Here is a 22,884-nt window from a genome sequence, read left to right on the forward strand (position 1 = left end):
CGGAAGGTCGCGCGGACAGGGCCGCGGAGCCCGCAACGCGACGTCAGCCGCATATCGGCAGAGACCTTGTCCGCACGACCTCCTAAGGTCGAGGCCATGACCTCCCGCGACACCACTTCCGGCTCCGGTCCCGCCACCAATGGTCAGGTGCCCGGCGACCACCTGCCGCCCGCCGGCACCGCGTTGCCCGCGGACGGCACGTCGGGGTACGTCGACCTCGGCTACGCCCGGCTCGACACCGACCGGCTGGCCCGCACCGGCGACCCCGAGGTCGTCTACGGCGCCGGCAAGACGCCTGACCAGGTGGTCGACCTCCTCCACGCGCTCCGCGCAGCCCACCCGGATCGGGCCGCGCTCGCGACCCGGCTCGACGCGACCGCGATCGACCAGGTGCGTGCGGCCTTCCCCGACGCCCGGATCGATGACGTGGCCGGCGCCGCCACCGTGGGTCCCCTGCCCGAGCCGGCCGGCCTCGTGTGTGTGGTCGCGGCGGGTACGTCAGATGCGCGGGTGGCCCGTGAGGCGGCGCTCACTGCCGAGGCGTTCGGTGCGGGGGTACGCCGGATCAACGACGTCGGAGTCGCCGGCATGCATCGCCTGATGGCCGTGAAGGACCAGCTCGACGAGGCGGACTGCCTGATCGTGGTCGCCGGCATGGAAGGCGCCCTGCCGTCGGTGGTCGGCGGGTTGACCGGCGTTCCTCTCGTGGCGGTGCCGACCAGCGTCGGCTACGGCGCGTCGTTCGGAGGGCTCGCGGCGCTGCTCGCGATGCTCAACTCCTGCGCGCCCGGCGTGGTCGTCACCAACATCGACAACGGATTCGGCGCGGGGGTGTTCGCGGGTCGGGTGGCCCGCCGCGCCGCCAGCGCCGCTCGGAGTGAGGTCGCCCGATGAGCATGGGATCAGGGAAGGTGGCGCGGAGCTGCCGGATCGGCTGGCTCGACTGTGGTTCGGGTGCGTCCGGCGACATGCTCCTCGGCGCGCTCGTCGCGGCGGGCGTACCGCTCGAGGTGCTCACCCGGGCCGTCGACGCGGTGGCGCCCGAGGCAGTCGAGCTGAGCGCCTCGCTGGTAACCCGCAACGGCCTGGCCGCGACGCTGGTCACGGTCGACGGGACCGACTCCACCCACCACCGCACCTGGGCCGACGTCCGCGCGCTGCTGGACGCCGCCGACCTCGACGAACCCGTCCGCCAGGCCGCCCACGAGACGTTCCGCCGCCTCGCCGAGGCCGAGGCGAAGGTGCACGCGACCACCCCCGACGCGATCCACTTCCACGAGGTCGGCGCGCTCGACGCGATCGCCGACGTGGTGGGCGTGTGCGCGGGCTTCGCCCACCTCGGGCTCGACCGCGTCCTCGCGTCACCGGTCGCGGTCGGGTCGGGGTTCGTACGCGCGGCACACGGCCGGCTGCCGGTGCCGGTGCCGGCGGTGGTGGAGTTGCTGGCCGCCGCGGGCGCACCGTCGTACGCCGGCGAGATCGACGGGACTCCGGTGGGTGAGCTGTGCACGCCGACGGGTGCGGCCCTGCTCGCCACCCACGTGTCGGCGTGGGGTTCGCAGCCGCCGATGCGGGTACGCGCGCAGGGCTTCGGGGCGGGCGGTCGCGACACGCCGGGCCGGGCGAACGTCGTACGCCTCCTCGTGGGGGACGCCGTCGACGAGGTGCCGTCCAGCACGCCGTCACGACCGGGCACGCCCGCCACCTCGACCGAACTCGTCGTGGAGACGAACGTCGACGACCTCGACCCGCGGATCTGGCCGGCCGTCCTGAGCCGCCTGCTCGCGGTCGGGGCCGCCGACGCGTGGCTCACGCCGATCCTGATGAAGAAGGGCCGCCCGGCGCACACGCTGTCGGTCCTGGTCGAGCCGGGCCGGCTGGACGACGTGTGCCGGGTCATCTTCACCGAGACCTCGGCGATCGGGGTACGCAGCACCCCGGTGAGCAAGCTGCCGCTGGACCGCGAGACCCGCACGATCGCGCTGCCTGGGGGCGAGGTCCGCGTCAAGGTCGCGTCGTACGCCGGTGCGGTGGTCAACGCGCAGCCCGAGTACGACGACGTGGCCGCACTCGCCGAGCGGACCGGCCGTCCTGTGAAGGTGGTCTTGGCGGAGGCTGTCGCCGCCGTACACGCACAGCAGTTGGGCATAACCTGAGCGCGATGACCGGACGCCGCGCCGCCCTACTCGCTCCCGCCGTTCTCCTGCTCGCTGTCGTGACCGCGTTGACGGTGGCCGCGAGCGGAGGACCGGCGTTCGCCGCTCCGGAACGCCGGGTGGTCCTCGTCGGCCTCAGCGGACTCCGCGCCGACGACCTGTCCTCGACCCGTACGCCGGCCCTTGCCCGGATGGTCAGCGAGGGCGCGTCCGGGGTTCTGGTGATCCGGTCCGTCAACGAACGCACCTGCCCGCTCGATGCCTGGCTCAGCGTCTCGGCGGGGGAGCGGGCGGCCGGCCCGGAGCGGACGGCTGGGCCGGAGCGGTGTGCCGCGCCGCCGCGGATCGTGCCCACGTCGACTACCAACGGACCCGGACCCGATGGCACGTCCCCCTCCATGGTCCAGGGATGGGCGCGGCTCGCATCCGCCCAGGATTCGACGGTGTACGGCGCCGAGCTCGGTCTCCTGGCTGAGGCACTGGCCAAGGCGAAGGTCTGCGCGACCGCGGTCGGTCCGGGAGCGGCGGTCGCCCTCGCCGACGCGCGTGGCCGGGTCGACCGCTACCTCCCTGGTGAGGCGGAGGGGGCGGGCACGGCGTTCGACCCGGGCCTGCTGACGGCCTGCCCGTTGACCGTCGTCGACGCGGGTGCGCTGCCGGCCGGCGCTGGCCGGGCCGACGCCCTGACCCGGGCCGACCAGCTGGTCGGCGACCTCCGTGCCGCGGCCGGGCCCGAGACGACCGTCGTCGTCGCCGGCCTCTCCGACGAGCCCGACACCACCGAGACCGCACTACGGGTGGCGATGATGGCCGGGCCGGGCATCGTCGAGCGCGGGCAGCTCACCGCCACGTCGACCCGGCGGGACGGACTCGTCCAGCTCACCGACCTCACGCCCACCGTGACCGCGCTGCTGGGAGTCCCCGACGCCCGGGGGATCGCCGGCGTTCCCTGGACCTCCACCGCCGGCCGCGCCGACGATCTCGCCGGTACGCTCGCCCGGCTCACGTCGTCGACCACCGTCAACGACGTCGTACGCGCTTCCAGCGTGTGGGTGTTCGCCGGGCTGGTCGGCGTTCAGGTGTTGGGCTATGCGGTCGGATTGCTGACGCTCGCCCTCACCCGGCGGGCGGCGATCCGCCGGGTCGCGGGCCGCGTCGCGTCGGGCGTCGCCCTGCTCGCCGGGGCGCTTCCGTGCGCGGCGTTCCTCACCAGCCTGGTCCCATGGGCGCTCTCACCGGCGCCGGTGTGGTCGCTCGGGTTCGCTCTCGGCGGGCTGACGGTGCTGATCGCGTTCCTCGCCGCCCGGATGCCGTACGACCCGCCGTGGGCGGCACCGACCACGATCGCCCTCGCCACCTCCGCCGTCCTCGCGGTCGACGTGGTGACCGGCTCGCACCTGCAGGGCGGCAACCTCGTCACGCCGGGGGACCTGCCGATCGTCGGCGGGAGGTACTTCGGGTTCGGCAACGTCGCTTTCTCGATCTTCGCTGCCAGTGCCCTGCTCGCGGCGGGCGGGCTCGCGGCGCGGTCGGCCGAGCGCTGGCACCGGCGTACCACCGGGCTCATCGTTCTCGGCATCGGCGCCGCGGCGGTCCTGATCGACGGCTGGCCGACCTGGGGCGCGGACTTCGGCGGCGTCCTGGCGTTGGTGCCGGGCGTCGCGGTGCTCGTGGCGGGCGTGACCGGCATCCGGCTCACGGTGCGGCGGATCCTGCTGGTCGGTGTGGCGGCGGTGGTCGCGGTGAGCGCGGTGGCGGTCGCGGACTGGCTGCGCCCGGCGGAGCAGCGTTCCCACCTCGGCACATTCGTGCAGCGGGTGATCGACGGCGAGGCCGTCCCGGTGATCGTGCGGAAGGCGGAGGCCGCGCTGTCGACCGTGACGTACGGCGGACCGCTCGGCTGGAGCTGCATCGTGGTCTACGTCGCGGCGATCCTCGTCGTACTCCGCCCACGGCGGTTCCGGGCCGACGCGCTGGCCGAGGCCTACCACCGCTGGCCGACGCTCGCGCCCACGCTGCGGGCCATCCTCGTGACCGGAGTGGTCGGGTTCGCGGCCAACGACTCCGGCCTTGCCGTACCCGCGGCGATCCTCATGACCGCGGCCCCTCTGGTGGTGGTCGCGGTGATCCGCTCCGCACCCGGCTCGTCCCCGGCGCGGCCAGGTTCGTCTCCGGTACGAAAGGCCGCCGCGTTGACAGCAGCGCCCGCGCAGTCGGCAGGGGTTGGGCAACCGGCAGCGTCCGGGTAGTCGACGGCGCCACGGCAGCCGGCCGGGGGCAGCCGGCAGGGGTTCCGCTGCTCGTGCCTCTACGCCGGATTCGCTCCCGACGCCTGGCGGGCTCGGGCACTGAGGAGATCGCGGGCGACCTGCCCGGCCCGCGCGCCGTACCCCCCACCGAACAACGCCGCGTGCGTGAGGATCGGGTGGATCTGGTGCAGGGGGATCCGCTCGCGCCAGCCGTCGGCGAGCGGGTGGACCTCGGTGTACGACGCGAGCAGGCGGTCGAGGTGCGGCGCCCCGAACAACGCCAGCATCGCGAGGTCGCTCTCCCGGTGACCACCGTGGGCGGCCGGGTCGACCAGGCGGGGCTGGCCGTCGACGGCCCAGATGATGTTGCCTGACCACAGGTCGCCGTGGACCCGCGCCGGGGGTTCCGGCGGCCCGGCGAGGTCCTCGATCCGGTCGAGGACCTCGCAGATCGCGTTGGCGTCGTCCGCGCCGAGCCGCCCGCGGTTGAACGCCATCCGGAGGTACGGCTCGACGCGGTACCTGCCGTAGAACTCCGTCCAGCGCTCGCTGGGTGTGTTGGGCTGCGGCAGCGGCCCGATGAAGCCGTCAGCCTCGGCGCCGAACACCGGTGCGCCCGCGCGGTGCGTGGCGGCCAGCGCGCGTCCCAGGCGTTCGGCGGCCTCCACGGAGGAACGACCGGCCTCCACCCATTCGAGGATCAGGCACTCCTGGTCATACCCGAGGACCGCCGGGGTGGGAGCGGCGTCCGCGCCGGCCGCGGCGAGCCAGGCGAGGTGGCTGGCCTCGGTGGCGAAGAACCCGGCCGGCGCGCCCGGGCGGGCCTTGACGAAGACGCTGCGTCCGTCGCCGAGTCGGGCGCGGGTGGCGATACAGATGTCGCCGCCGGCCACGGGGTTCGTTGCGATGACTGTCGTGCCGAGGAGTTCCTCGACGTGGTACGCGATGCTTGCCTGCCGTGCCATTGCCCGATATTAGGGTGTTTTGGACACGCTGCGTGCCGGTTTAGTGCCGATTCCGTAACAGAATGACGTGAGGGCTGGGGAAGGGCGCGGACCGGGCGGGCGACGGCGCGGACCGGGCGGGCGACGGCGCGGACCGGGCGGGCGACGGCGCTGGGGCCCGTGTGCTTGCCAAGCTGTCATAGGTTTCTCGGTCTCTTAGCTGACATTCCTATGACAACCCCGGGTTGGCGCCCGGTTTCTCAGCATCCGAAACGATTGGGTGTACGCCATTTGAGACGGGCGCGACCTCACGCGGCATGGCCCCACGAAGCATGCTCAATTTGCCTTGCCTGGTGACGACTTGCCGCGTGAGGTCCTCGCTGTCTCACATCGCGTACACCCAATGAGCCCGGATGCTGAGAGGCGGCGGGTTGTCTCACGGACCGGACTGCTAGCGGTTCCGGCCGCGACTTCGCGGAACCCTCAGGGTGCCGGTCGCGTGCTCGGCGTGGCGCTTGGCCTGCTCGAGCCCAGCAGTTCCGCGAGGTCGGAGGCCAGCCCCGCCGCGGCCCGCTCGACCAACCGAAGGACGTGCGCGAACCCCTCCGGGCCGCCGTAATACGGATCCGGAATCTCGCCGATGTTCCCGCCGTACGTACCGAACAGCGCGATCCGTGCGGCGTCCCCGGCGGGCGCGAGACTCCGGAGTCCGTCCAGGTTGGATCCGTCCATCGCCAGGACGAGGTCCCGGCTGGCGAACCAGTCCCGCTCGATCTGCTGGGCACGGTGCCGGCGTACCTCGCCCTCGGCGTACCCCGCCTCCCGAAGGACCGCCTGCGAGCGCGGATCCATCGGCTGGCCCACGTGCCAACCGCCGAGTCCGGCGCTGTCCACGACGACGGCGGTGGCGAGGTCGGCGTCCACGAGGCGCTGGCGGAACACGACCTCGGCAATGGGGGAGCGGCAGATATTGCCCAGGCAGATCATGCTGATGTGGTACGGCGCCGGCGAGGCGGCGCGCGGAAGCGGCAGTGTCACGAGAGACAAGCATGCCCTGCCCCGCTCGTCGGTCCGGCACCGTCAGATCGGTCGCGCAGGCGGAACGGCGTACACGCATCGACGACCAGCCCTCGAGTCAGCCCGATTGGTTCGACGTCCAGGCGAATTCGAGGCTCTCCTGGACAATGCCGAGGACGAGCGCGAGTTCGTCGTCATCGCGCGGGCCGTACACCATGATCTCGGTGTCGTGATCGGCGTACCCGTGTGGCTCACCCCAGCCGAGTTCACATACGGCGGCCGCTCTCTCGGACGGCAGGCAGAGATGAACGCTGGTGTCGGTGACGCCGTGGATGTGCACTGGCTCGAGCGGCGGATTCGGCGCGAGCGAGGTCGACCGATCGCGGATGTCACTGAGGTCAGGAAACAGCAACGCCCTGGACGGCGCCGGTGAGACCTGACTGCGGCCTTCCTGGACATGGGGGAGGTTGGTTGCTTCGTAGATCAGGCGGCCCCACAGCGCTGGAGATGCTTGCCGGTCTAGCTGCCGGTGCGGTCCTTCGCTGGAGGTTCTCGGCCGCGGTCCTCTTCGTCTGGGAAGTTCCATGGCGCACGAGTATGAACGGTTCCAGCGTTAGTCGGCGAGTGAGTCGATCCAGCGTTCCAGCCGCCTGCCTTCGCGGGTCATGAGTTGGGGGTCGCGGAGGGTGTTGGTGAGCAGGGAAATCCCTTGGTACGCCGCGATCAGGGCGACGGCGAGGTCGCGGGAGTCCCGGCGACCCATGGCACGGAACTGCTGTTGGCACCAGTCGATCAGGAGTTGGACGACCTTGGCCGCGTTGCGGTCGAGGCCGTCGGCGCGCTTGTCGAGTTCGGAGCACAGCGTGCCGAAGGGGCAGCCGAACCGCGCGGCCAGGTCGCGTTGCTCCACCCAGCCGCCGATGAGTGCCTTGAGCCGTTCCGGGGGCGTGGCGAGCTCGTCGAGTGCGGCGATCATCGCCCGGAGCCTCTGCGCATGCGCGTCGATGGCCGCGTCGACCAGGGCGTCCTTGGACTTGAAGTAGTAGTAGACGTTGCCCACAGGGACATTGGCGGCCTGCGCGATGTCAGCGAGCGTCGTCTTCTCGACGCCCTGCTCGTGCAGCATCTTCACAGCGGCGGCCGTCAGGCGCTCCCGTTTGCCCTGCTTCTTCGTGTCGATGGGGGCACGAGTCCCAAGATTCGAGTTAGTCACCTAACTGACTATAGACAGTCTGCGCAGCCACCGGCTATCGTCCAGGCAGTAAGTCAGCTAACTAACTAAGCAGTGGCCGCTCAAGGGCGCCCTCAGCATGAGTGATCGCAATCGATAGGAGACGTTCATGATCGTCGTGACCGGAGCCACTGGCAACGTAGGCCGGCCCCTCGTGGAGGCACTAGCGGCAGCCGGTGAGCAGGTGACGGCAGTGTCGCGAGGTGTCTCGGCAGAGACCGCCGTGCCGGAAGGCGTTCGGCAGGTACGGGCAGACCTCGCCGCGCCCGAGAGTCTTCGGCCCGTCCTCGATGGGGCCGACGCGCTGTTCCTGTTCGACGCTGCCAGCGTGCCTCAGCCGAGCCCGCAGCACGTCCTCGACGTCGCGAAGGCGGGTGGAATCCGGCGGATCGTGTTGCTCTCCTCCCAGGGAGTCGCCNCCCGACCGCAGTCCCTGTCTCATGGCGTACGAGGACGAGCCATCGAGGACGCCGTCCGGCAGGCCGGCATGGACTGGACGATCCTGCGGCCCGGCGGCTTCAACTCCAACAGCTTCGCGTGGATCCAGGCGATTCGTACGCAGCGCCTGGTGGCGGCGCCGTTCGGCGACGTCGGCCTGCCAACCATCGACCCGGCCGACATTGCCGAGGTCGCAGCGGCTGCGCTACGCGGGAGCGGTCACGCCGGGCAGACCTACGAGCTGACCGGTCCCGCTCTCATCACGCCGCGGCAGCAGGCCCAGGCAATCAGCGACGCGCTCGGCGAGCCGATCCGGTTCGTCGAGCAGACCCGCGAGGAGGCCCGCGCCAGGATGCTGGAATTCATGCCCGAGACCGTGGCCGACACCACTCTCGCGATCCTTGGCGACCCGACGCCCGCCGAGCAGCGGATCAGTCCCGATGTCGAGCGAATCATCGGCCGCGCGCCTCGTACGTACGCCGAATGGGCCGGCCGCAACGTCGCCGCCTTCAGATGACATACCCGAGTTGTTCGTCTGACCAGAGGAGCGCAGGGGACCCGAGTTTGATCAACGGCGGGGAAGTCGGACACCCGGAGTCGCAGGTGTCCGACTTCGGGACCGTTGATCAACTCCGCGACCCCATCGGGCACCTTTCCGGTGGTCATTCCTCGAGCCGTCTGGGATTCGGTGCTGTATCGGAGTCGTCGTCGGCTTCGACTGAGCCGGTCAGTCGGAGCCGACGCTGTGCCCGCTGGAAGAACGTCGTCTTTCCGAGCCGAACCACCTGAGCGGCGTTCGCCACATGCTCCAGGTCCAGCCAGTCGCCCGGGCCGCCGTCCGCGACCACGATGCCGTCGGCTTCCACGGCGAACCTTCCGCTCGCCGGCAGCACCTTCAGCGCCAGGTGTTCGTCGTGAGTCAGGAACAACGACCGATTGAACGCCGAATGCGGTGCCACCGGCGTCACCAACAATCCCACGGCTTTGGGGGACACGATCGGTCCGCCCGCGGAGAAGCTGTAGGCCGTCGATCCGGTTGGCGTCGCGACCACGACCGAGTCCGCCGCGTAGCGTACGAAGGGGTGTCCCTCGACCCACAACTCGACCATTGTCATGCCGTGCCCGGGTATTCGGGTGATGGCGATGTCGTTGAACGCCCACCCCTCCCGGTCAGCCCGGCTCACCCGCACCGCGGACCTCGCCTCAGTGGCGAAGCCTCCCGCGTCGACCGCCGTCAGCGCCTGGTCGAGATCGTCGATGTCGACCTCGGCCAGGAATCCGAGCCGCCCGAGGTTCACGCCGAGTACCGGCGTACCCCGGCCCCTGACCAGGCGCATCGCCCGCAGCATGGTCCCGTCACCGCCCAGGCTGACGACGAGATCCGCGGCTGCCACCTCCTCGGGCTCAGCCGGAGCTGCGGCGCCCATCAGGCGGGCCTCCTCCCCGGCCAGAGCCAGCAGTTTGACGTCGTGGCGCTGTGTCCAGGTGGTGAGCGTGTGGTCCACGACCGCGCAGTCGCGGCGCGGATGCAGGACAACCCCAACGGTGGTAAGAAAACCCATGATTCTGCCGCTCTCAGACCGCGATGCGTCCACCATCGACGGGCAGGATCGCGCCGTGCACGAAACTCGACCGGTCGGTGGCCAGGAAGATGATGGCGTCGGCGATCTCCTCCGCCGTGGCGGTACGTCCGGCTGGCGCGGCGGCCGCCAGTTGGTCGAGGTCGTCGCCGAGTTCAGCGGTGCCATCGGTGCGGGTGGGACCGGGACTCACGGCGTTCACCCGGACCCCATGGGGCCCGAACTCCGCCGCCCAGGATTTGGTGAGCAGTGCCAGCGCGGCCTTGCTCGCGCCGTACAACCCCGTCCCCGTGGCGCCGAACTCAGCGACCATGGTGGTCACATTGACGATCACGCCATGACCGCGTTTCGCCATCTCCGGTGCGAGTTCGGCAACCAGGAAATATGGCACCTTGACGTTCAACGCGAACACCGCGTCGAACTCCCGCTCCGTCGTCCGCTCAGTGGGCCCGAGCGGGTAAATACCGGCATTGTTGACGAGTACGTCCACCTGGTCGACCAGCTCCCGCGCTCGCGCGACCAGCGAGCGGGCGGATGCCGCGTCGCGCAGGTCGGCGGGCAGGAAGTCCGCCTGACCACCGGCTGAGCGGATGTCCTGGACCACCTGGTTTCCGCGTACCTCGTCGCGGCCGGAGATGAGGACGTGTGCGCCGAGATCGGCGAGCGCGATCGCGGCGGCTCGTCCGATACCGCTGGTACCGCCGGTCACCAGGGTCGATGTGTCTTGGAGTTCTGACATCGTTCTTCACCCACTTTGTGCTTCCGAGTGGGCCGTTCGATCAGCTCGTGGGGAATGACCACGCAAACGTGATCATTTCCTTGGCGAGAGGCCTGGTCCTCCTCCTTCGGAGCCTAGCCAGTCGAACGTCAAAAGCCGGCCAGGGCGCGGAGCCGGTGAGGTGGCCGCGCGACCCTGGCCGGTGGTACGGCCGGACCTAGGTGAATATCCGGGCGTTGACCGCTTCGCCAGGAGTGTGGGCATCGGTCAGGAGTTTGGCTCCGAGTGGCTGTCCCTGGGCTCGTCCTCGCCGAGGATCCGGTAGATCCGGGCCCGCGCCTCCTTCAGGGTCTCGGCGATACGACGGATCTGGTCCTCGTTCGCGGCGTGGGCGCCCTGCATGGCGGCGGCCATCAGCCCCATCCCGGCGGCCCGCAGCTCACCCCACGGCGAGTCGGCGGGTTCGGCGAACTCCTCCCACGGTGCCTGACCGCCGCGGCTCGCGATCTCTTCGCGGCCGGCGTCGGTGAGGGAGTAGAGCCGTTTGCCGTTCTCCGCCGTGGACGCGACCAGGCCCTCGTCCTCGAGGAGTTGGAGGGTGGGGTAGATCGAGCCGGCGCTCGGTCGCCAGGCGCCGCCGCTGCGCTCCTGGAGCTCGCGGATCATTTCGTACCCATGCATCGGCCGGTCGACGTCGGCCAGCAGGTGCAGGATCCCGGCGCGGATGTCGCCACGGCGGGCACGCGGACCGCGACCGGGGAATCCGAACGGCGGTCCCCAGCCGCCGCCACGGCCCCAACCGCCAGGACCGAAGCCGCCGCGGCGTCCCCAGGGTCCGCCGCCCGGGAACGGTCCGCCGCGATGGCCGAGGTCACTGTGGTGGCCCGGCCCACCGTGGTGAGGCCCGCCATGTGGTCCACCGAAGGCGGCGTGCTTCATGGCTTTGACGTGCGCGGCAGCCATCGCGGCAAACGGAAGGCTGCGGGCGAATGGTGTGAAACGGGGGTCCATCTGAGTTCCTCCCCATGAGATCAGAATCTATCTTGACGATGCTTCACGATATATCGCCGATACAGCGCAGGCAAGGGTGCGGATACGCGTGTAGTGGGGTCAGGCGCGACGAGTGGGATTGCTCCGAAGGAACGAAACGCCCCGCTGAGCGGGTACCCTGCGGACACGGCGGCGAGGTCTTGGGTCGGGGGCGCCCTCGTACGGCTCTATTGGCCAGGGGTGCCCCCGACCCAGGCGAGGTCGAGGTAAGCGTGCGGTCGGCGCCGTACGGAGCTACTGCGGGTGGCGGAAGCCGGGGTGCTCGCGGGGGAGGGAACGCCGCAGCACCCACGCGCTCACCGCCACGCAGGCCGCGACCAGAGGCCAGGTGAGCGCGACCCGGGCCACGGTGAGCGCGATCACCTCATTCGCGGCATAAAGGACGCCGAAGACGCTCACGCGTACGACGTACTGCCCGACCCAGACCCACGACGCGACGCCGTACGCCCACAACAGCGCCGGATCACGCCGCCAGGCGCCGCGTTGGCGAAGCGCGGTCCCGACGACCACGCCGAGCAGCGGCCAGCGAACGGCGATGCTCACCATCCACGCGAGCGCGCTCGCGGCGTTGGTGGCGAGTTGGACGAGGAAGAAGTCGGCGGCCCGCCCGGTCCGCACCGCGATGGTCGCCGCGACGGCCACGCCGAGGAGGCCGAGGAGTACGCCGCGTGGCCGGCTGCCCCGGGCGAGCCGGTAACCAGCGAGGACGATGCTCACCGCGACGGCTGCGCCCGCACCCCAGATCACCGAGCGCTCGGCGAGGAGCCAGCCCGCGACGAAGGCGACCGGCGGCAACGTGGCGTCGACAGAGCCTCGCCAGCCGCCGAGCAGCTGGCTCAGGGACTCCTGCCGCGCCGCGTCCGTGGACTCCGCGCCGGGCGTTGTCGGCGCGCGGCGAGCCCCGTGCTCGTCGCGCGGTCGCTGCCGGGCTGGTTCGTCCACGTCGCTTACCTGCACACCCCAAGACTGCCTTAGGCCCGCACCCCGCCCGGGCTCGCTCCCGCCCGTTGTCGCGGCGGGGACGGGTAAGCCGCACCCCAGGGGACCCAAATGATCACGCATACGTGATCATTCCGGCCAGGCCTACTGAACGTGGTCCGCGGCGCGACCGCTCCCGCCGGGGGGTTCTATCGTGACCTCATGACCGCACAGCCGCCCGGACCTCGCCCCCGCCTTCGTACCGCACTGCAGGGGATTCCGTCATACAAGCCGGGCCGGCCGGCCGCGCCCGCGAAGGATCGGCCGACGTACAAGCTGTCGAGCAACGAGAATCCCTTCCCCCCGCCGGCCGAGGTCCTCGAGGCCGCCCAGGCCGCGGCTCAGAAGATGGGCCGCTACCCCGACCTCGCCGCCAGCCGTCTGATCGCCGAGCTGTCTGAGCGGTTCGACGTTCCGGCCCACCATTTCGCGGCCGGCACCGGCTCGGTCGCGTTGCTCTACCACCTCCTGCAGGCCAGCTGCCAGGCCGGCGACGAGGTTGTCTACGCCTGGCAGTCGTTCGAGGCGTACCCCATCGCCGCCCAGGTCGCGGGTGCGACGCAGATCCGGGTCCCCCTCACGTCCGACGCCCGGCACGACCTCGACGCGATGGCCGACGCGATCACCGACCGGACCCGGGCCGTGATCGTGTGTACGCCGAACAACCCGACCGGGCCGGTGGTCCACCACGACGAGCTGGCGGCGTTCTGTGCCCGGGTGCCGGACGACGTGCTCATCGTGGTCGACGAGGCCTACATCCAGTTCGTCCGCGACCCCGAGGCGGCCGACGCGCTGGCTCTCTACCGCGAGCATCCCAACGTCTGCGTGCTGCGGACGTTCTCCAAGGCGTACTGCCTGGCCAACTTCCGGATCGGCTTCGCCATCGCGCATGACCCGGTCGCCGACGCGCTGCGCGCCTGCACCCCGCCGTTCGCCGTCTCGTCCGTCGCCGAGGATGCGGCGCTGGCGGCCCTCGCCTGCGAGGACGTGCTGTTCGCGCAGGTCGAGGAGCTGGTGAAGGAACGCTTCCGGGTCGTCGAGGGCCTACGGGCCCAGGGATTCGACGTACCCTCCACGGAGGCCAACTTCGTGTGGCTGCCGCTTGCTGCACAGGCGGATCCGTTCGCGATCGCGTGCGAGGCGGAGGGGGTCATCATCCGGGCGTTCCCGGGGGCAGGCTGCCGGATCACCATCGGCGAACCCGCGGCCAACGACATCGTGCTCGACGTCGCCGCCCGCTGGGCCGCACAGACTCACTGAACCCATCCTGGATCCCCGACGTCGCGCGCGCTCCGGTGGCCCGCAAGGTCACCGGAGCTGACCAATTCCGGCCATCACCCGACCGGGGTGAAACGTCTGTCACGCTTGAAGCTCGGTGCTTCGGCACTTTCTGGTTGACGCGAAGGCTTACTCTGGACTGGTCATCTTTGACCTGACCGGATCGACGGGAGGGGTCCCGGTAGGCGATCCGGCAGCCTCTTTCGGTCGATACTCGGTGAGGAGTGGCCTGCCCGAAGATGCCATCAGATAGCACGGCGCTCGCCGCCCGACAGTCAGACAATCAGACGAATCCAAATCCAGAACAGTTCCGTAGCGCCAGATTGCGCGGCCTCGACTCCTTGTGGCGACTGCGGTTGTACCTCCGGCCCTATCTCGGCCGACTGATCCTGATGTTCCTCGCGGCCCTCACCGGCGTGGGCGCGAGCCTGGCGATTCCCCTGGTCACCAAGGAAATCATCGATGGTCCCGTGGCCCGGCGGGACACCGGCGGACTGATCCTTCTCGGGTCGGTCGCCATCTTCCTCGGTATCGTCGAGGCGTTCCTGATCTTCGTCCGTCGTTGGATCCAGTCACGTGCGGTGCTGGGGCTCGAGACCGCGATCCGTGACGACGTGTACGCACATCTGCAGCGACTCCCGATGGCGTTCCACGGGGGCTGGCAGAGTGGCCAGCTGCTCTCCCGTGTCACCACCGACCTCTCGGTGATCCGGAGGTTCCTCGGGTTCGGGATCCTGTTCCTCGTCACCAACATCGTCCAGCTCGTCATCGTGGCGGTGCTGCTACTCCGGATGTACTGGCCGCTCGGGCTGCTCGTCGCGGCGTCGGCGATCCCGGTCCTCATCTTGTCCAACCGGTTCGAGAAGAAGTACCGCCGGATCTCCCGGCAGGTGCAGGACCAGCAGGGTGACCTCGCGACCGTGATCGAGGAGGGCGCGGTCGGGATCCGGGTGATCAAGGCCTTCGGCCGGCGTCACCACGTCTACGACATGTTCGACGAGGGGGCGCGCAACCTGTACGCCACCTCGATGGACAAGGTCCGGCTCTCGTCCAGCTTCTGGACGTTCCTCGGCTTCGTTCCCAACGTCACGCTGGCCTGCGTGCTGCTGTTCGGCGCGCTGGCGGTGGGTCAGGGCTCGCTGACGCTGGGCACCATGGTCGCGTTCACCACACTGATGCTCCAGCTGGTGTGGCCGATCGCGTCGTTGGGGCAGATCCTCGCGATGGCGCAGGAGGCCATGACGGCGGCCGACCGGGTGATGGAGGTACTCGACACCAAGCCGTCCATCACCGGCGGCGGCGAGACCATCGAGAAGCCGCGGGGCCACCTCCGGTTCGAAGGCGCCGGGTTCCGGTTCCCCGACAGCGAGGTCGACGTCCTGCACGACGTGTGGATCGACATCCGTCCAGGCGAGACGCTGGCGGTCGTCGGTGCCACCGGGTCGGGCAAGACCACGTTGACGGCGCTGGTGCCGAGGTTGTACGACGTGACGTCGGGCCGGGTCACCATCGACGGCCACGACGTTCGCGACCTCACGCTTCCGGCGCTGCGGTCCGTCGTCGCGACCGCGTTCGAGGAACCCACGTTGTTCTCGATGAGCGTGCGGGAGAACCTCACCCTCGGCCGGTCGGACGCGACCGAGGACGACATCCGGGAGGCGCTGGAGGTTGCCCAGGCGACCTTCGTCTACGACCTTCCCTGGGGCCTCGACACCAGGATCGGCGAGCAGGGCATGTCGCTGTCTGGCGGTCAGCGCCAGCGGCTCGCCCTGGCCCGCGCCGTCCTGACCGGGCCCAAGATCCTCGTACTCGACGACACGCTGTCCGCGCTCGACGTAGAGACGGAGGCGCTGGTCGAGGAGGCACTGCGGCACGTGCTCGCCTCAGCGACCGGCATCGTCGTGGCACACCGCGCGTCGACGGTGCTGCTCGCCGACAAGGTGGCGCTGATCCAGAACGGCACGGTCACCCACGTCGGCACCCACTCCGAACTCCTGGCAACGGTGCCGGAGTACCGCGAGCTGCTGGCTCAGGACGCCGACCTGGACGCTGAGGAGGTCCTGTCGTGACCGCACCTACGACAACGGCCTCCGACCAGGACGCCGAAGCGAACTCCAACGGGGCGGCCGACACGGAGCCCCAGCAGGACGTCAAGGACTGGCGCGGTGTCTCCGCCGAGCAGCGGGACGAAATCCCTGACAAGGCGTCGTTGTTCCTCCGGGATCGCTCCCGCCGCCTGCTCGGCGACCTGCTTCGGCCACACAAGAAGCTGATCGCCTGGCTGATAGCGATCGTCGTCCTGGAGAACGCCGCCCGGCTGGCGATTCCGTACCTCGTGAAGATCGGGATCGACCGGGGTATCCCACCCATGATCGCCGGCGAGGGCGCGCGGACCCTGATCACCGTGGTCGCGGTCGTCCTCACGGCGGCGATCGGTCAGGCGGTGACCCGGCAGGCATTCCTGAAGCTGTCCGGCCGGATCGGTCAGGACATCCTGCTGGAGTTGCGGCGGCGGATCTTCAACCACTTCCAGAAGCTGTCGCTGTCGTTCCACGAGAAGTACACCTCGGGTCGGGTGATCTCTCGCCTGACATCTGACATCGACGCGATCTACGAGTTGCTCCAGTCCGGATTCGACGGGCTGGTCAGCGCGGTCCTCACGCTGGTCGGTACGGCGATCCTGCTGCTCGTGCTCGACGGCCACCTCGGTCTGGTGGCGTTGATCCCGATCCCGATCCTGCTGCTCTTCACGCAGTGGTTCCGCAAGCAGTCGAGCATCGCGTACCGGCGGACCCGCGAGACGGTGGCGGCGGTCATCGTGCACTTCGTCGAGTCGATGTCCGGTATCCGTGCGGTGCAGGCGTTCCGGCGCGAGCCGCGCAACCAGGAGATCTTCGAAGAGGTCAACGTCGCCTACCGCGACGCCAACATGCACGGCATGCGCCTCATCGCGGTCTTCATGCCGGGTATCAAGGTGATCGGCAACATCACCATCGCCGTGGTGCTGTTGTACGGCGGTTGGCTGGCGTTCCACGACGCGGTCACGGTCGGTGTGCTGGCGGCGTTCCTGCTGTACCTCCGGCAGTTCTACGAGCCGATGCAGGAGATCAGCCAGTTCTACAACACCTTCCAGTCGGCGAGTGCCGCTCTGGAGAAGCTGTCCGGTGTCCTCGAGGAGCAGCCGGACGTGCCCGAGCCGGCGAAGCCCGTCGAGCTGCGGCAGGCGCGCGGCAAGGTGCACTTCGACGGCGTGGAGTTCGGGTACGTGGATGAGCGGCCGGTGCTGCCTCACCTCGACCTGAAGGTGCCAGCGGGCCAGACGCTGGCGCTGGTGGGTGCGACCGGTGCCGGCAAGACCACGCTGGCGAAGTTGCTGTCGCGGTTCTACGACCCGGTGAAGGGCAGGGTGACCCTCGACGGGGTCGACCTGCGCGACCTCGACGAGGCCACGCTGCGCCGGGCCGTCGTGATGGTCACGCAGGAGAACTTCCTGTTCACCGGGACGGTGGCCGACAACATCCGGTTCGGGCGTCCCGACGCGTCGATGAAGGAGATCGTCGCGGCGGCCCGGGCGATCGGGGCGGACGAGTTCATCGAGTCCCTGCCGGATGCCTATGACACGCAGGTCGCCAAGCGGGGTGGTCGCCTGTCGGCCGGTCAGCGCCAGCTGGTGGCGTTCGCGCGGGCGTTCCTTGCCGACCCGGCGGTGCTCATCCTCGACGAGGCGACGTCCAGCCTCGACGTTCCGAGTGAGCGGCTCGTGCAGCGCGCCCTGCGGACGATCCTCGCGGACCGGACCGCGTTGATCATCGCGCACCGGCTGTCGACGGTGGAGATCGCCGACCGGGTGCTGGTGATGGAGGCCGGGAGGATTGTCGAGGACGGTCCGCCGGCGGAGCTGATCGCGGGCACGGGGAGGTTCGCGCATCTGCACCAGGCCTGGCTCGACAGCCTCGCCTGAGGTGGGCGGCTGACGGGCTGGCGCGCAACCAGCGCACGCAGCGGCGGGCGGTTTGAGCCCCGCAGGAGTGGAGACTTTTCCGGGCCGAAACCCGGGAAAGTCTCCGCTCCTTTTGTGTCTGGGACGGCCGGCGCCGCGTGGCATTGCTCACACCTCGCCCCAGAAGGCTATGGCTCTGAGTCGCTGCGGCGGCGACTCATTGTGACGGCATTCGCGGCGAATCTGCACTTTTAGGATGTCCGGTTGGCTTTTTGTTAACAGGGCCAGGTACGGTCTTGAATCGACCAAGCCCATCGAGGGGTTTGCTGGACCAGGCATGTGCGCGGTTGTCGCGTGTCGATCCGTCGCCGGATCGGGAAGGGGCCTGTCGTGTCCGGCCGTTGCTGTGTGGCGTGGTGCTGACGCGCCAACCCACGGTTGACAGCCCCGAGTGCTCCGCCGTGCCGGCGCTGTAACGCCGTGCTGTGGCGCGCGACAACCGACGATGAGGGAGCCGTGCCCGCCGTACGTGCCGAGAAGCTCTACAAGGTGTTCGGGCGTCGTTCCGATGACGCCGTCGACCTGCTGGCGCAGGGAAAGGACACCAAGGAGGTCCGGAGGCTCGGTGTCACTCCGGCGGTGATCGACGCGTCGTTCGACGTCGAGGAAGGCGAGATCTTCGTCGTCATGGGCCTTTCGGGGTCAGGGAAGTCGACGCTGATCCGGATGCTCAACGGCCTGCTCGAACCCACATCCGGCCAGGTGTACATCGGCGACACCGAACTCAGCGGCCTACCAGCCAAGAAGCTGCGGGCCCTCCGGCAGCAGCGGATCAGCATGGTCTTCCAGCACTTCGCGTTGCTGCCGCATCGCACGGTCCTGGAGAACGCCGCCTACGGGCTCGAGGTTCGCCAGGTGCCCAAGGCCGAACGCGTCGAGCAGGCGCGGGAATCCCTGGCGCTGGTGGGGCTTGCTGGATGGGAGAACCACCTGCCCACGCAGTTGTCGGGCGGCATGCGGCAACGCGTGGGGCTGGCGCGGGCGCTCGCGGCCGGCACCGACGTCTTGTTGATGGACGAGGCCTTCAGCGCGCTCGATCCGCTGATCCGCCGTGAGATGCAGGACCAGTTGCTCGAACTCCAAGCCAGCTTGGGCAAAACCATCGTCTTCATCACCCACGACCTCAACGAGGCGATGCGACTGGGTGACCGGATCGCGATGATGCGGGACGGCCGGATCGTCCAGATCGGTACGTCAGAAGAGATCCTGCAGGATCCCGCCAACGACTATGTCGCGCAGTTCGTCCAGGACGTCGACCGCACCCGCGTCCTGACGGCGAGCGCGGTGATGGAGAAGCCGATCGCCATGGTGGGTGCCCGCTCGGGGCCCCGGCAGGCACTACGAACCATGCGGGAGAACCAGGTCGGCGCGGCGTTCGTGGTCGACCGGGATCGCCGCCTCGTGGGCGCCGTACGCGACAGCGTGGTGGCGGACGCGGTACGCCGCGGGCAGGAATCCCTTACTGGGTTGATGGATCCCGCTGATGTCGTCAAGATCGACCCGGACACCGTGGTCGCTGATCTGTTCGCGCCGTCGGCTGAGTGTCCGGTACCCCTTGCGGTGGTGAACCCTGACGATCGCCTGGTGGGCGTCATTCCTCGGGTGACACTGCTCGCGGCGCTCGGAAACGGCCCTGTCGACCTCACTCACGGAGGCGGCCCCGAAGGCGGCGCCCAGGGCGATGGACCCTCGACTGACGGCGGGCCGCCTGATGACGGCGTACCCGATCCGGATCTCCCCGACAGCGACACTAAGGATGCGACGGAGGTGGCCTCGTGACCGTCCTTGCGTCCTTGAGTGTTCCGCGGGTACCCGTCGGCGAGGTCTTCGCCGGCATCGTGGACTGGTTGACCACCAACGTCGGCTCCGTGTTCGACGCGTTCGGTGGGCTGGTTGGCGCGACTGTGTCGGCGCTGGCCACGTTCCTTGCCACGCCGATCATCATCGTCCTCGCGCTCGTCTTCGGGTTGCTCGGTTTCTTCTTGCGGGGTTGGAAGATCGCGGTGGCCGCGACCGTCATCGCCGGCGGGCTCGGGTATCTCGCGGCGATCGCCGGCGTTCCGCCCGCGGTGGTCCTGGCGTTGACGTTCGGCGTCATCGGATTCGCCTTGCGGGGTTGGAAGTTCGGCCTCTTCGCAGTGGTGGCCTTCGGGCTGATCGACAGCATGGGTCAGTGGAAGCCGGCGATGGAAAGCCTGGCGTTGGTTCTGGTCGCCAGCGCGATCACGGTGGTGCTCGCGGTGCCGATCGGGATCGCGGCCGGCCGCAGCGACGCGGTCAGCCGAGCCGTCAAGCCGGTGCTGGACTTCATGCAGACCATGCCGGCGTTCGTCTACCTCATTCCCGCGATCTCGCTCTTCAGCGTCGGCGTGGTGCCTGGTGTGGTGGCGACCGTGGTGTTCTCGATGGCGCCAGGCGTACGCCTCACCGAACTCGGAATCCGCCAGGTCGATCGCGAGGTGGTGGAGGCCGGTGAGGCCTTCGGTGCCCCGCCGATGAAGATCCTTGGCCGGATCCAGATCCCGCTCGCCCTGCCGACCATCATGGCGGGCGTCAACCAGATCATCATGCTGGCGTTGTCGATGGTGGTGATCGCCGGCATGGTCGGCGCCGGTGGTCTCGGGAGTTCCGTGTACACCGCCATCTCGACGGTGGACGTTGCCGGGGGATTCGAAGCGGGCCTGGCGGTGGTCGTTCTCGCGGTCTATCTCGATCGCCTGACCGCGTCCCTGACGAATCGTTCAGCGGTGGTACGCGCCGCCGCTGCCAGCGATCGCTGACCAACCGGCGGGCCACGATCCGGGGCCAGTGTGCCTCCGGATCGGCACGTGACCTGAACAATCCGACGAGGAAAGGACAGTCAACCGTGCGACGTGGAGGGCCGTTAAGGCACATCACCACCACTCTTGCCGCGTTGTTCGCACTGGCGGTGGTCGCAAGCTGCGGCACGATCGGCGGGGCCAACAGCGACAACGGTTCGGGTGAGAAGTCGAGCACGACCACGACGGCCGAGAGCGGCGGTGGCAAGGACAAGACCATCAGGATCGGCTGGATCCCATGGGATGAGAACATTGTGACGAGCCACCTGTGGAAGCAGGCGCTCGAGAGCAAGGGCTACAAGGTCGAGCTGGTCCAGCTGGATCCGGGGCCGTTGTTCACTGGTATGGCCAAGGGGGACATCGACGTCTTCCTCGACGGCTGGTTGCCGGTCACCCATGAGACGTACTGGAAGCAGTACTCCAGCCAGCTGGAGGATCTCGGCATCTGGTACGACAACGCCAAGCTCGCGTTGGCAGTGCCGGACTACGTCAAGGACGTCAAGACCATTGAGGATCTGAAGGGCAAGGCGGGGAAGTTCGACGGCAAGATCGTCGGAATCGAGCCTGGTGCCGGTCTGATGCGGGTGACCGAGAAGGACGCCATGCCGGCCTACGGTCTGGACGGCGAGTACCAACTCGTCAAGTCGTCGACGCCCGCGATGCTCGCCCAGCTGGACAAGGCGGTCAAGGCCAAGCAGCCCATCGTGGTGACGCTCTGGCGCCCGCACTGGGCGTACGCCAAGCTGCCGATGCGGGATCTGGAGGATCCGAAGGGGTCCATGGGTAAGGCGGAGCAGATCCACGTGATCGCCCGGAAGGGTTTCCAGAAGGACTTCCCGGAGGTCGCCGGCTGGCTCTCGTCGTTCAAGATGAACGACAAGGATCTCGGAACGCTCGAGGATGTCGCGCTCAACCAGCACAAGGGCAAGGAAGCCGAGGGTGTGACCGCCTGGATGGAAGAGAACCCCGATTTCGTGGCCGGTCTGACGAAGAAGTAGCCGACCACTGCTGCGGACCTGGCTTCCGCAGCGTCGCGGGTGATCGTGAACGCCCGGTGACCGTCGAAATTGTGACGGCTGCCGGGCGTTCCCGTTTGTGGTGATACGTTCAAGTACGACCAGCTCTGAGCTGCTCGTTCCATTATCGTCAGGCCAAAAGGGGTTATGCGTCCCAAAAGCTTTCACGATCACGAACATGATCGCGAATTCGAGGGTCAGTACAGGTGAAAATGGATCACCCATATTCTTTGTGATCGTCCAGGATTATTCGTAAGTCCTTGTTGTTTCACTTGCGTTTCGCCGCCCGCTGGTGACCCTTAGCGACCGTTGTGAAGAAGCTCACCTTGACGGCCAAAAGCGGGACTTGGATTGATCTATGAATTCATGCGAGCCTAAGTCGTCCGACTGTGATGACATTATTCGTTTCCGTTCGCACCGGACGCCGGAAGTGTGTCTCTTCAAGGCCATTGCTGGGTCTGGAGGGAAGCTTCCCGCATAACAGAGGTCGCGCGTTCCAACGGAATTCGCGTGCACAAACCGCAGTGTCTGCAGCGGTCGGGGGAGATCGTTTCCGCGTCTTGGCACGATCCCTGTCCCCGATCGAAAGGTTTTCACCTTGTCCGGCCAGCATGTGTTCAAAAATGGTCGCAAGAAGATCATCATCCTGGGTGCGGCGGCCGCCGTGCTCGCGGCGAGCGGCATCGCGGCCGCCAGCGTGACCTTGTCGACCGGCCGGTCCGCGGACACGGCCACCTCCGATGTGGAATCCGCGGCGTTCCAGAACGCCACCCGTAGCCAGACCCGCGCCTCGGGGGAGTCGGCCACGCTACGGTCGGACGTGAAGAAGTCGGACGGCGCCAAGGAGAAGGAAGACGGCGACGACGACGCCCAGAAGGACAAGGGCCTCCACAAGGGCCTCCACAAGGGCCACGACAAGGGCAAGGGCCACGCCAAGCACGACCACAAGGGCCTTCACCGTCACGGTGACGGCGAAAAGAATGACGGGAAGTCCGGTTCGGCGAAGTCGTCCACGTCGAGCAAGGACGCCAAGAGCTCCTCGTCCTCGTCCAGTTCCGGCTCGTCCAGCTCCAAGTCCTCGGGCTCCAGCTCCTCCTCGAGCACCAGTGGCCTGAACGTCACCCAGACCAAGAGTGGCTTGGCGTCGTACTTCGGTGACTCCTCGGAGTACCAGCCGCTGGCCTGCGGCGGCAACAGCCGTACGACCACCAAGGGTGTCGCTCTGTGGGTCGTGCCNTGNGGCACGCTCGTTCGCATCACGAGCAAGGCGACCGGCAAGACCGTGACCGCTCCGGTCGCGGACCGCGGTCCCGCGTCGTGGACCGGTGTGGCCATCGACCTGCTGCCCGACACCTGGGACGCGCTCGGCGTCTCCCGGGGCCAGGGCAAGCAGCAGGTGACCTACGAAGT

Annotated in this window: 18 protein-coding genes; 10 read left to right on the plus strand and 8 right to left on the minus strand. The window is 68.8% G+C overall.

Annotation, left to right across the window (positions count from 1 at the left end; all coding sequences use genetic code 11):
- The first annotated feature begins 96 nt into the window (after positions 1-96).
- Genes larB through B141_RS0125175 form a run of 3 tightly spaced genes read left to right on the plus strand, consistent with a single transcriptional unit; the run spans position 97 to position 4,405 of the window.
- Complete coding sequence (gene larB, locus B141_RS0125165) at positions 97-894, plus strand: nickel pincer cofactor biosynthesis protein LarB (RefSeq protein ID WP_020577960.1); 798 nt, start codon at positions 97-99, stop codon at positions 892-894.
- Entirely contained in the window at positions 891-2,156 is a 1,266-nt protein-coding gene (larC, locus tag B141_RS0125170) for a nickel pincer cofactor biosynthesis protein LarC (protein ID WP_020577961.1), read from the plus strand. Before larB ends, larC begins: the two co-directional genes overlap by 4 nt.
- A gap of 5 nt (positions 2,157-2,161) precedes the next feature.
- Complete coding sequence (locus B141_RS0125175; protein ID WP_020577962.1) at positions 2,162-4,405, plus strand: alkaline phosphatase family protein; 2,244 nt, start codon at positions 2,162-2,164, stop codon at positions 4,403-4,405.
- Between the two features lie 59 nt (positions 4,406-4,464).
- On the opposite strand, the gene B141_RS0125180 is transcribed toward B141_RS0125175, so the two are convergent.
- The 4 genes from B141_RS0125180 to B141_RS0125195 all read right to left on the minus strand — a co-directional run bounded on the left by B141_RS0125180 (position 4,465) and on the right by B141_RS0125195 (position 7,579).
- Positions 4,465-5,370, minus strand: coding sequence for a fructosamine kinase family protein (locus B141_RS0125180; protein ID WP_020577963.1), 906 nt, complete (start codon positions 5,368-5,370; stop codon positions 4,465-4,467).
- A gap of 462 nt (positions 5,371-5,832) precedes the next feature.
- On the minus strand, positions 5,833-6,387 hold the full coding sequence (locus B141_RS0125185) for a low molecular weight protein-tyrosine-phosphatase (RefSeq protein ID WP_020577964.1): 555 nt from the start codon (positions 6,385-6,387) through the stop codon (positions 5,833-5,835).
- A 97-nt stretch (positions 6,388-6,484) separates the two neighbouring features.
- Entirely contained in the window at positions 6,485-6,778 is a 294-nt protein-coding gene (locus B141_RS42620) for a luciferase domain-containing protein (protein ID WP_020577965.1), read from the minus strand.
- A gap of 201 nt (positions 6,779-6,979) precedes the next feature.
- Positions 6,980-7,579 carry a TetR/AcrR family transcriptional regulator gene (locus B141_RS0125195; RefSeq protein WP_202805906.1) on the minus strand — a complete coding sequence of 200 codons (600 nt, stop codon included), beginning with the start codon at positions 7,577-7,579 and terminating at the stop codon, positions 6,980-6,982.
- A gap of 127 nt (positions 7,580-7,706) precedes the next feature.
- Here B141_RS0125195 and B141_RS0125200 point away from each other — a divergent pair, with 127 nt between their 5' ends.
- Positions 7,707-8,552 (plus strand): NAD(P)H-binding protein, encoded by an 846-nt coding sequence (locus B141_RS0125200; RefSeq protein WP_020577967.1) that lies wholly within the window; start codon positions 7,707-7,709, stop codon positions 8,550-8,552.
- A 145-nt stretch (positions 8,553-8,697) separates the two neighbouring features.
- Here the strand turns inward: B141_RS0125200 and B141_RS0125205 are convergent, their stop codons facing one another.
- The 4 genes from B141_RS0125205 to B141_RS42625 form a co-directional block, all read right to left on the minus strand.
- Positions 8,698-9,597, minus strand: coding sequence for an NAD(+)/NADH kinase (locus B141_RS0125205; protein WP_020577968.1), 900 nt, complete (start codon positions 9,595-9,597; stop codon positions 8,698-8,700).
- A gap of 13 nt (positions 9,598-9,610) precedes the next feature.
- A complete protein-coding gene (locus B141_RS0125210; protein WP_020577969.1) occupies positions 9,611-10,354 on the minus strand; it encodes an SDR family NAD(P)-dependent oxidoreductase in 744 nt (247 codons plus the stop codon).
- Positions 10,355-10,600: 246 nt separating this feature from the next.
- The gene (locus B141_RS0125215; protein ID WP_020577970.1) at positions 10,601-11,344 is read right to left on the minus strand and encodes a PadR family transcriptional regulator; all 744 of its coding nucleotides are present in this window, start codon (positions 11,342-11,344) and stop codon (positions 10,601-10,603) included.
- Between the two features lie 273 nt (positions 11,345-11,617).
- A complete protein-coding gene (locus tag B141_RS42625) occupies positions 11,618-12,325 on the minus strand; it encodes a DUF3159 domain-containing protein (protein ID WP_020577971.1) in 708 nt (235 codons plus the stop codon).
- 198 nt (positions 12,326-12,523) lie between these two features.
- Between B141_RS42625 and hisC the strand changes: the two genes are divergently transcribed.
- From hisC to B141_RS0125250, 6 genes are all read left to right on the plus strand, one after another.
- Positions 12,524-13,621: a histidinol-phosphate transaminase gene (gene hisC, locus B141_RS0125225; protein WP_020577972.1), complete on the plus strand. Its 1,098-nt coding sequence runs from the start codon at positions 12,524-12,526 to the stop codon at positions 13,619-13,621.
- Between the two features lie 257 nt (positions 13,622-13,878).
- Complete coding sequence (locus tag B141_RS42630) at positions 13,879-15,708, plus strand: ABC transporter ATP-binding protein (protein WP_169512971.1); 1,830 nt, start codon at positions 13,879-13,881, stop codon at positions 15,706-15,708.
- The gene (locus tag B141_RS0125235) at positions 15,705-17,600 is read left to right on the plus strand and encodes an ABC transporter ATP-binding protein (protein WP_020577974.1); all 1,896 of its coding nucleotides are present in this window, start codon (positions 15,705-15,707) and stop codon (positions 17,598-17,600) included. The genes B141_RS42630 and B141_RS0125235 overlap by 4 nt, the downstream gene beginning before the upstream one ends.
- Before the next feature lie 495 nt (positions 17,601-18,095).
- Entirely contained in the window at positions 18,096-19,418 is a 1,323-nt protein-coding gene (locus B141_RS42635; protein ID WP_020577975.1) for a quaternary amine ABC transporter ATP-binding protein, read from the plus strand.
- Positions 19,415-20,419, plus strand: a complete 1,005-nt coding sequence (locus B141_RS51645) for an ABC transporter permease (protein ID WP_020577976.1) — start codon at positions 19,415-19,417, stop codon at positions 20,417-20,419. Before B141_RS42635 ends, B141_RS51645 begins: the two co-directional genes overlap by 4 nt.
- Positions 20,420-20,505: 86 nt before the next feature.
- Positions 20,506-21,456, plus strand: coding sequence for a glycine betaine ABC transporter substrate-binding protein (locus tag B141_RS0125250; RefSeq protein WP_020577977.1), 951 nt, complete (start codon positions 20,506-20,508; stop codon positions 21,454-21,456).
- Positions 21,457-22,884 lie beyond the last annotated feature (1,428 nt).

The sequence above is a fragment of the Actinopolymorpha alba DSM 45243 genome (genome assembly GCF_000373925.1).
Classification (GTDB): domain Bacteria; phylum Actinomycetota; class Actinomycetes; order Propionibacteriales; family Actinopolymorphaceae; genus Actinopolymorpha; species Actinopolymorpha alba.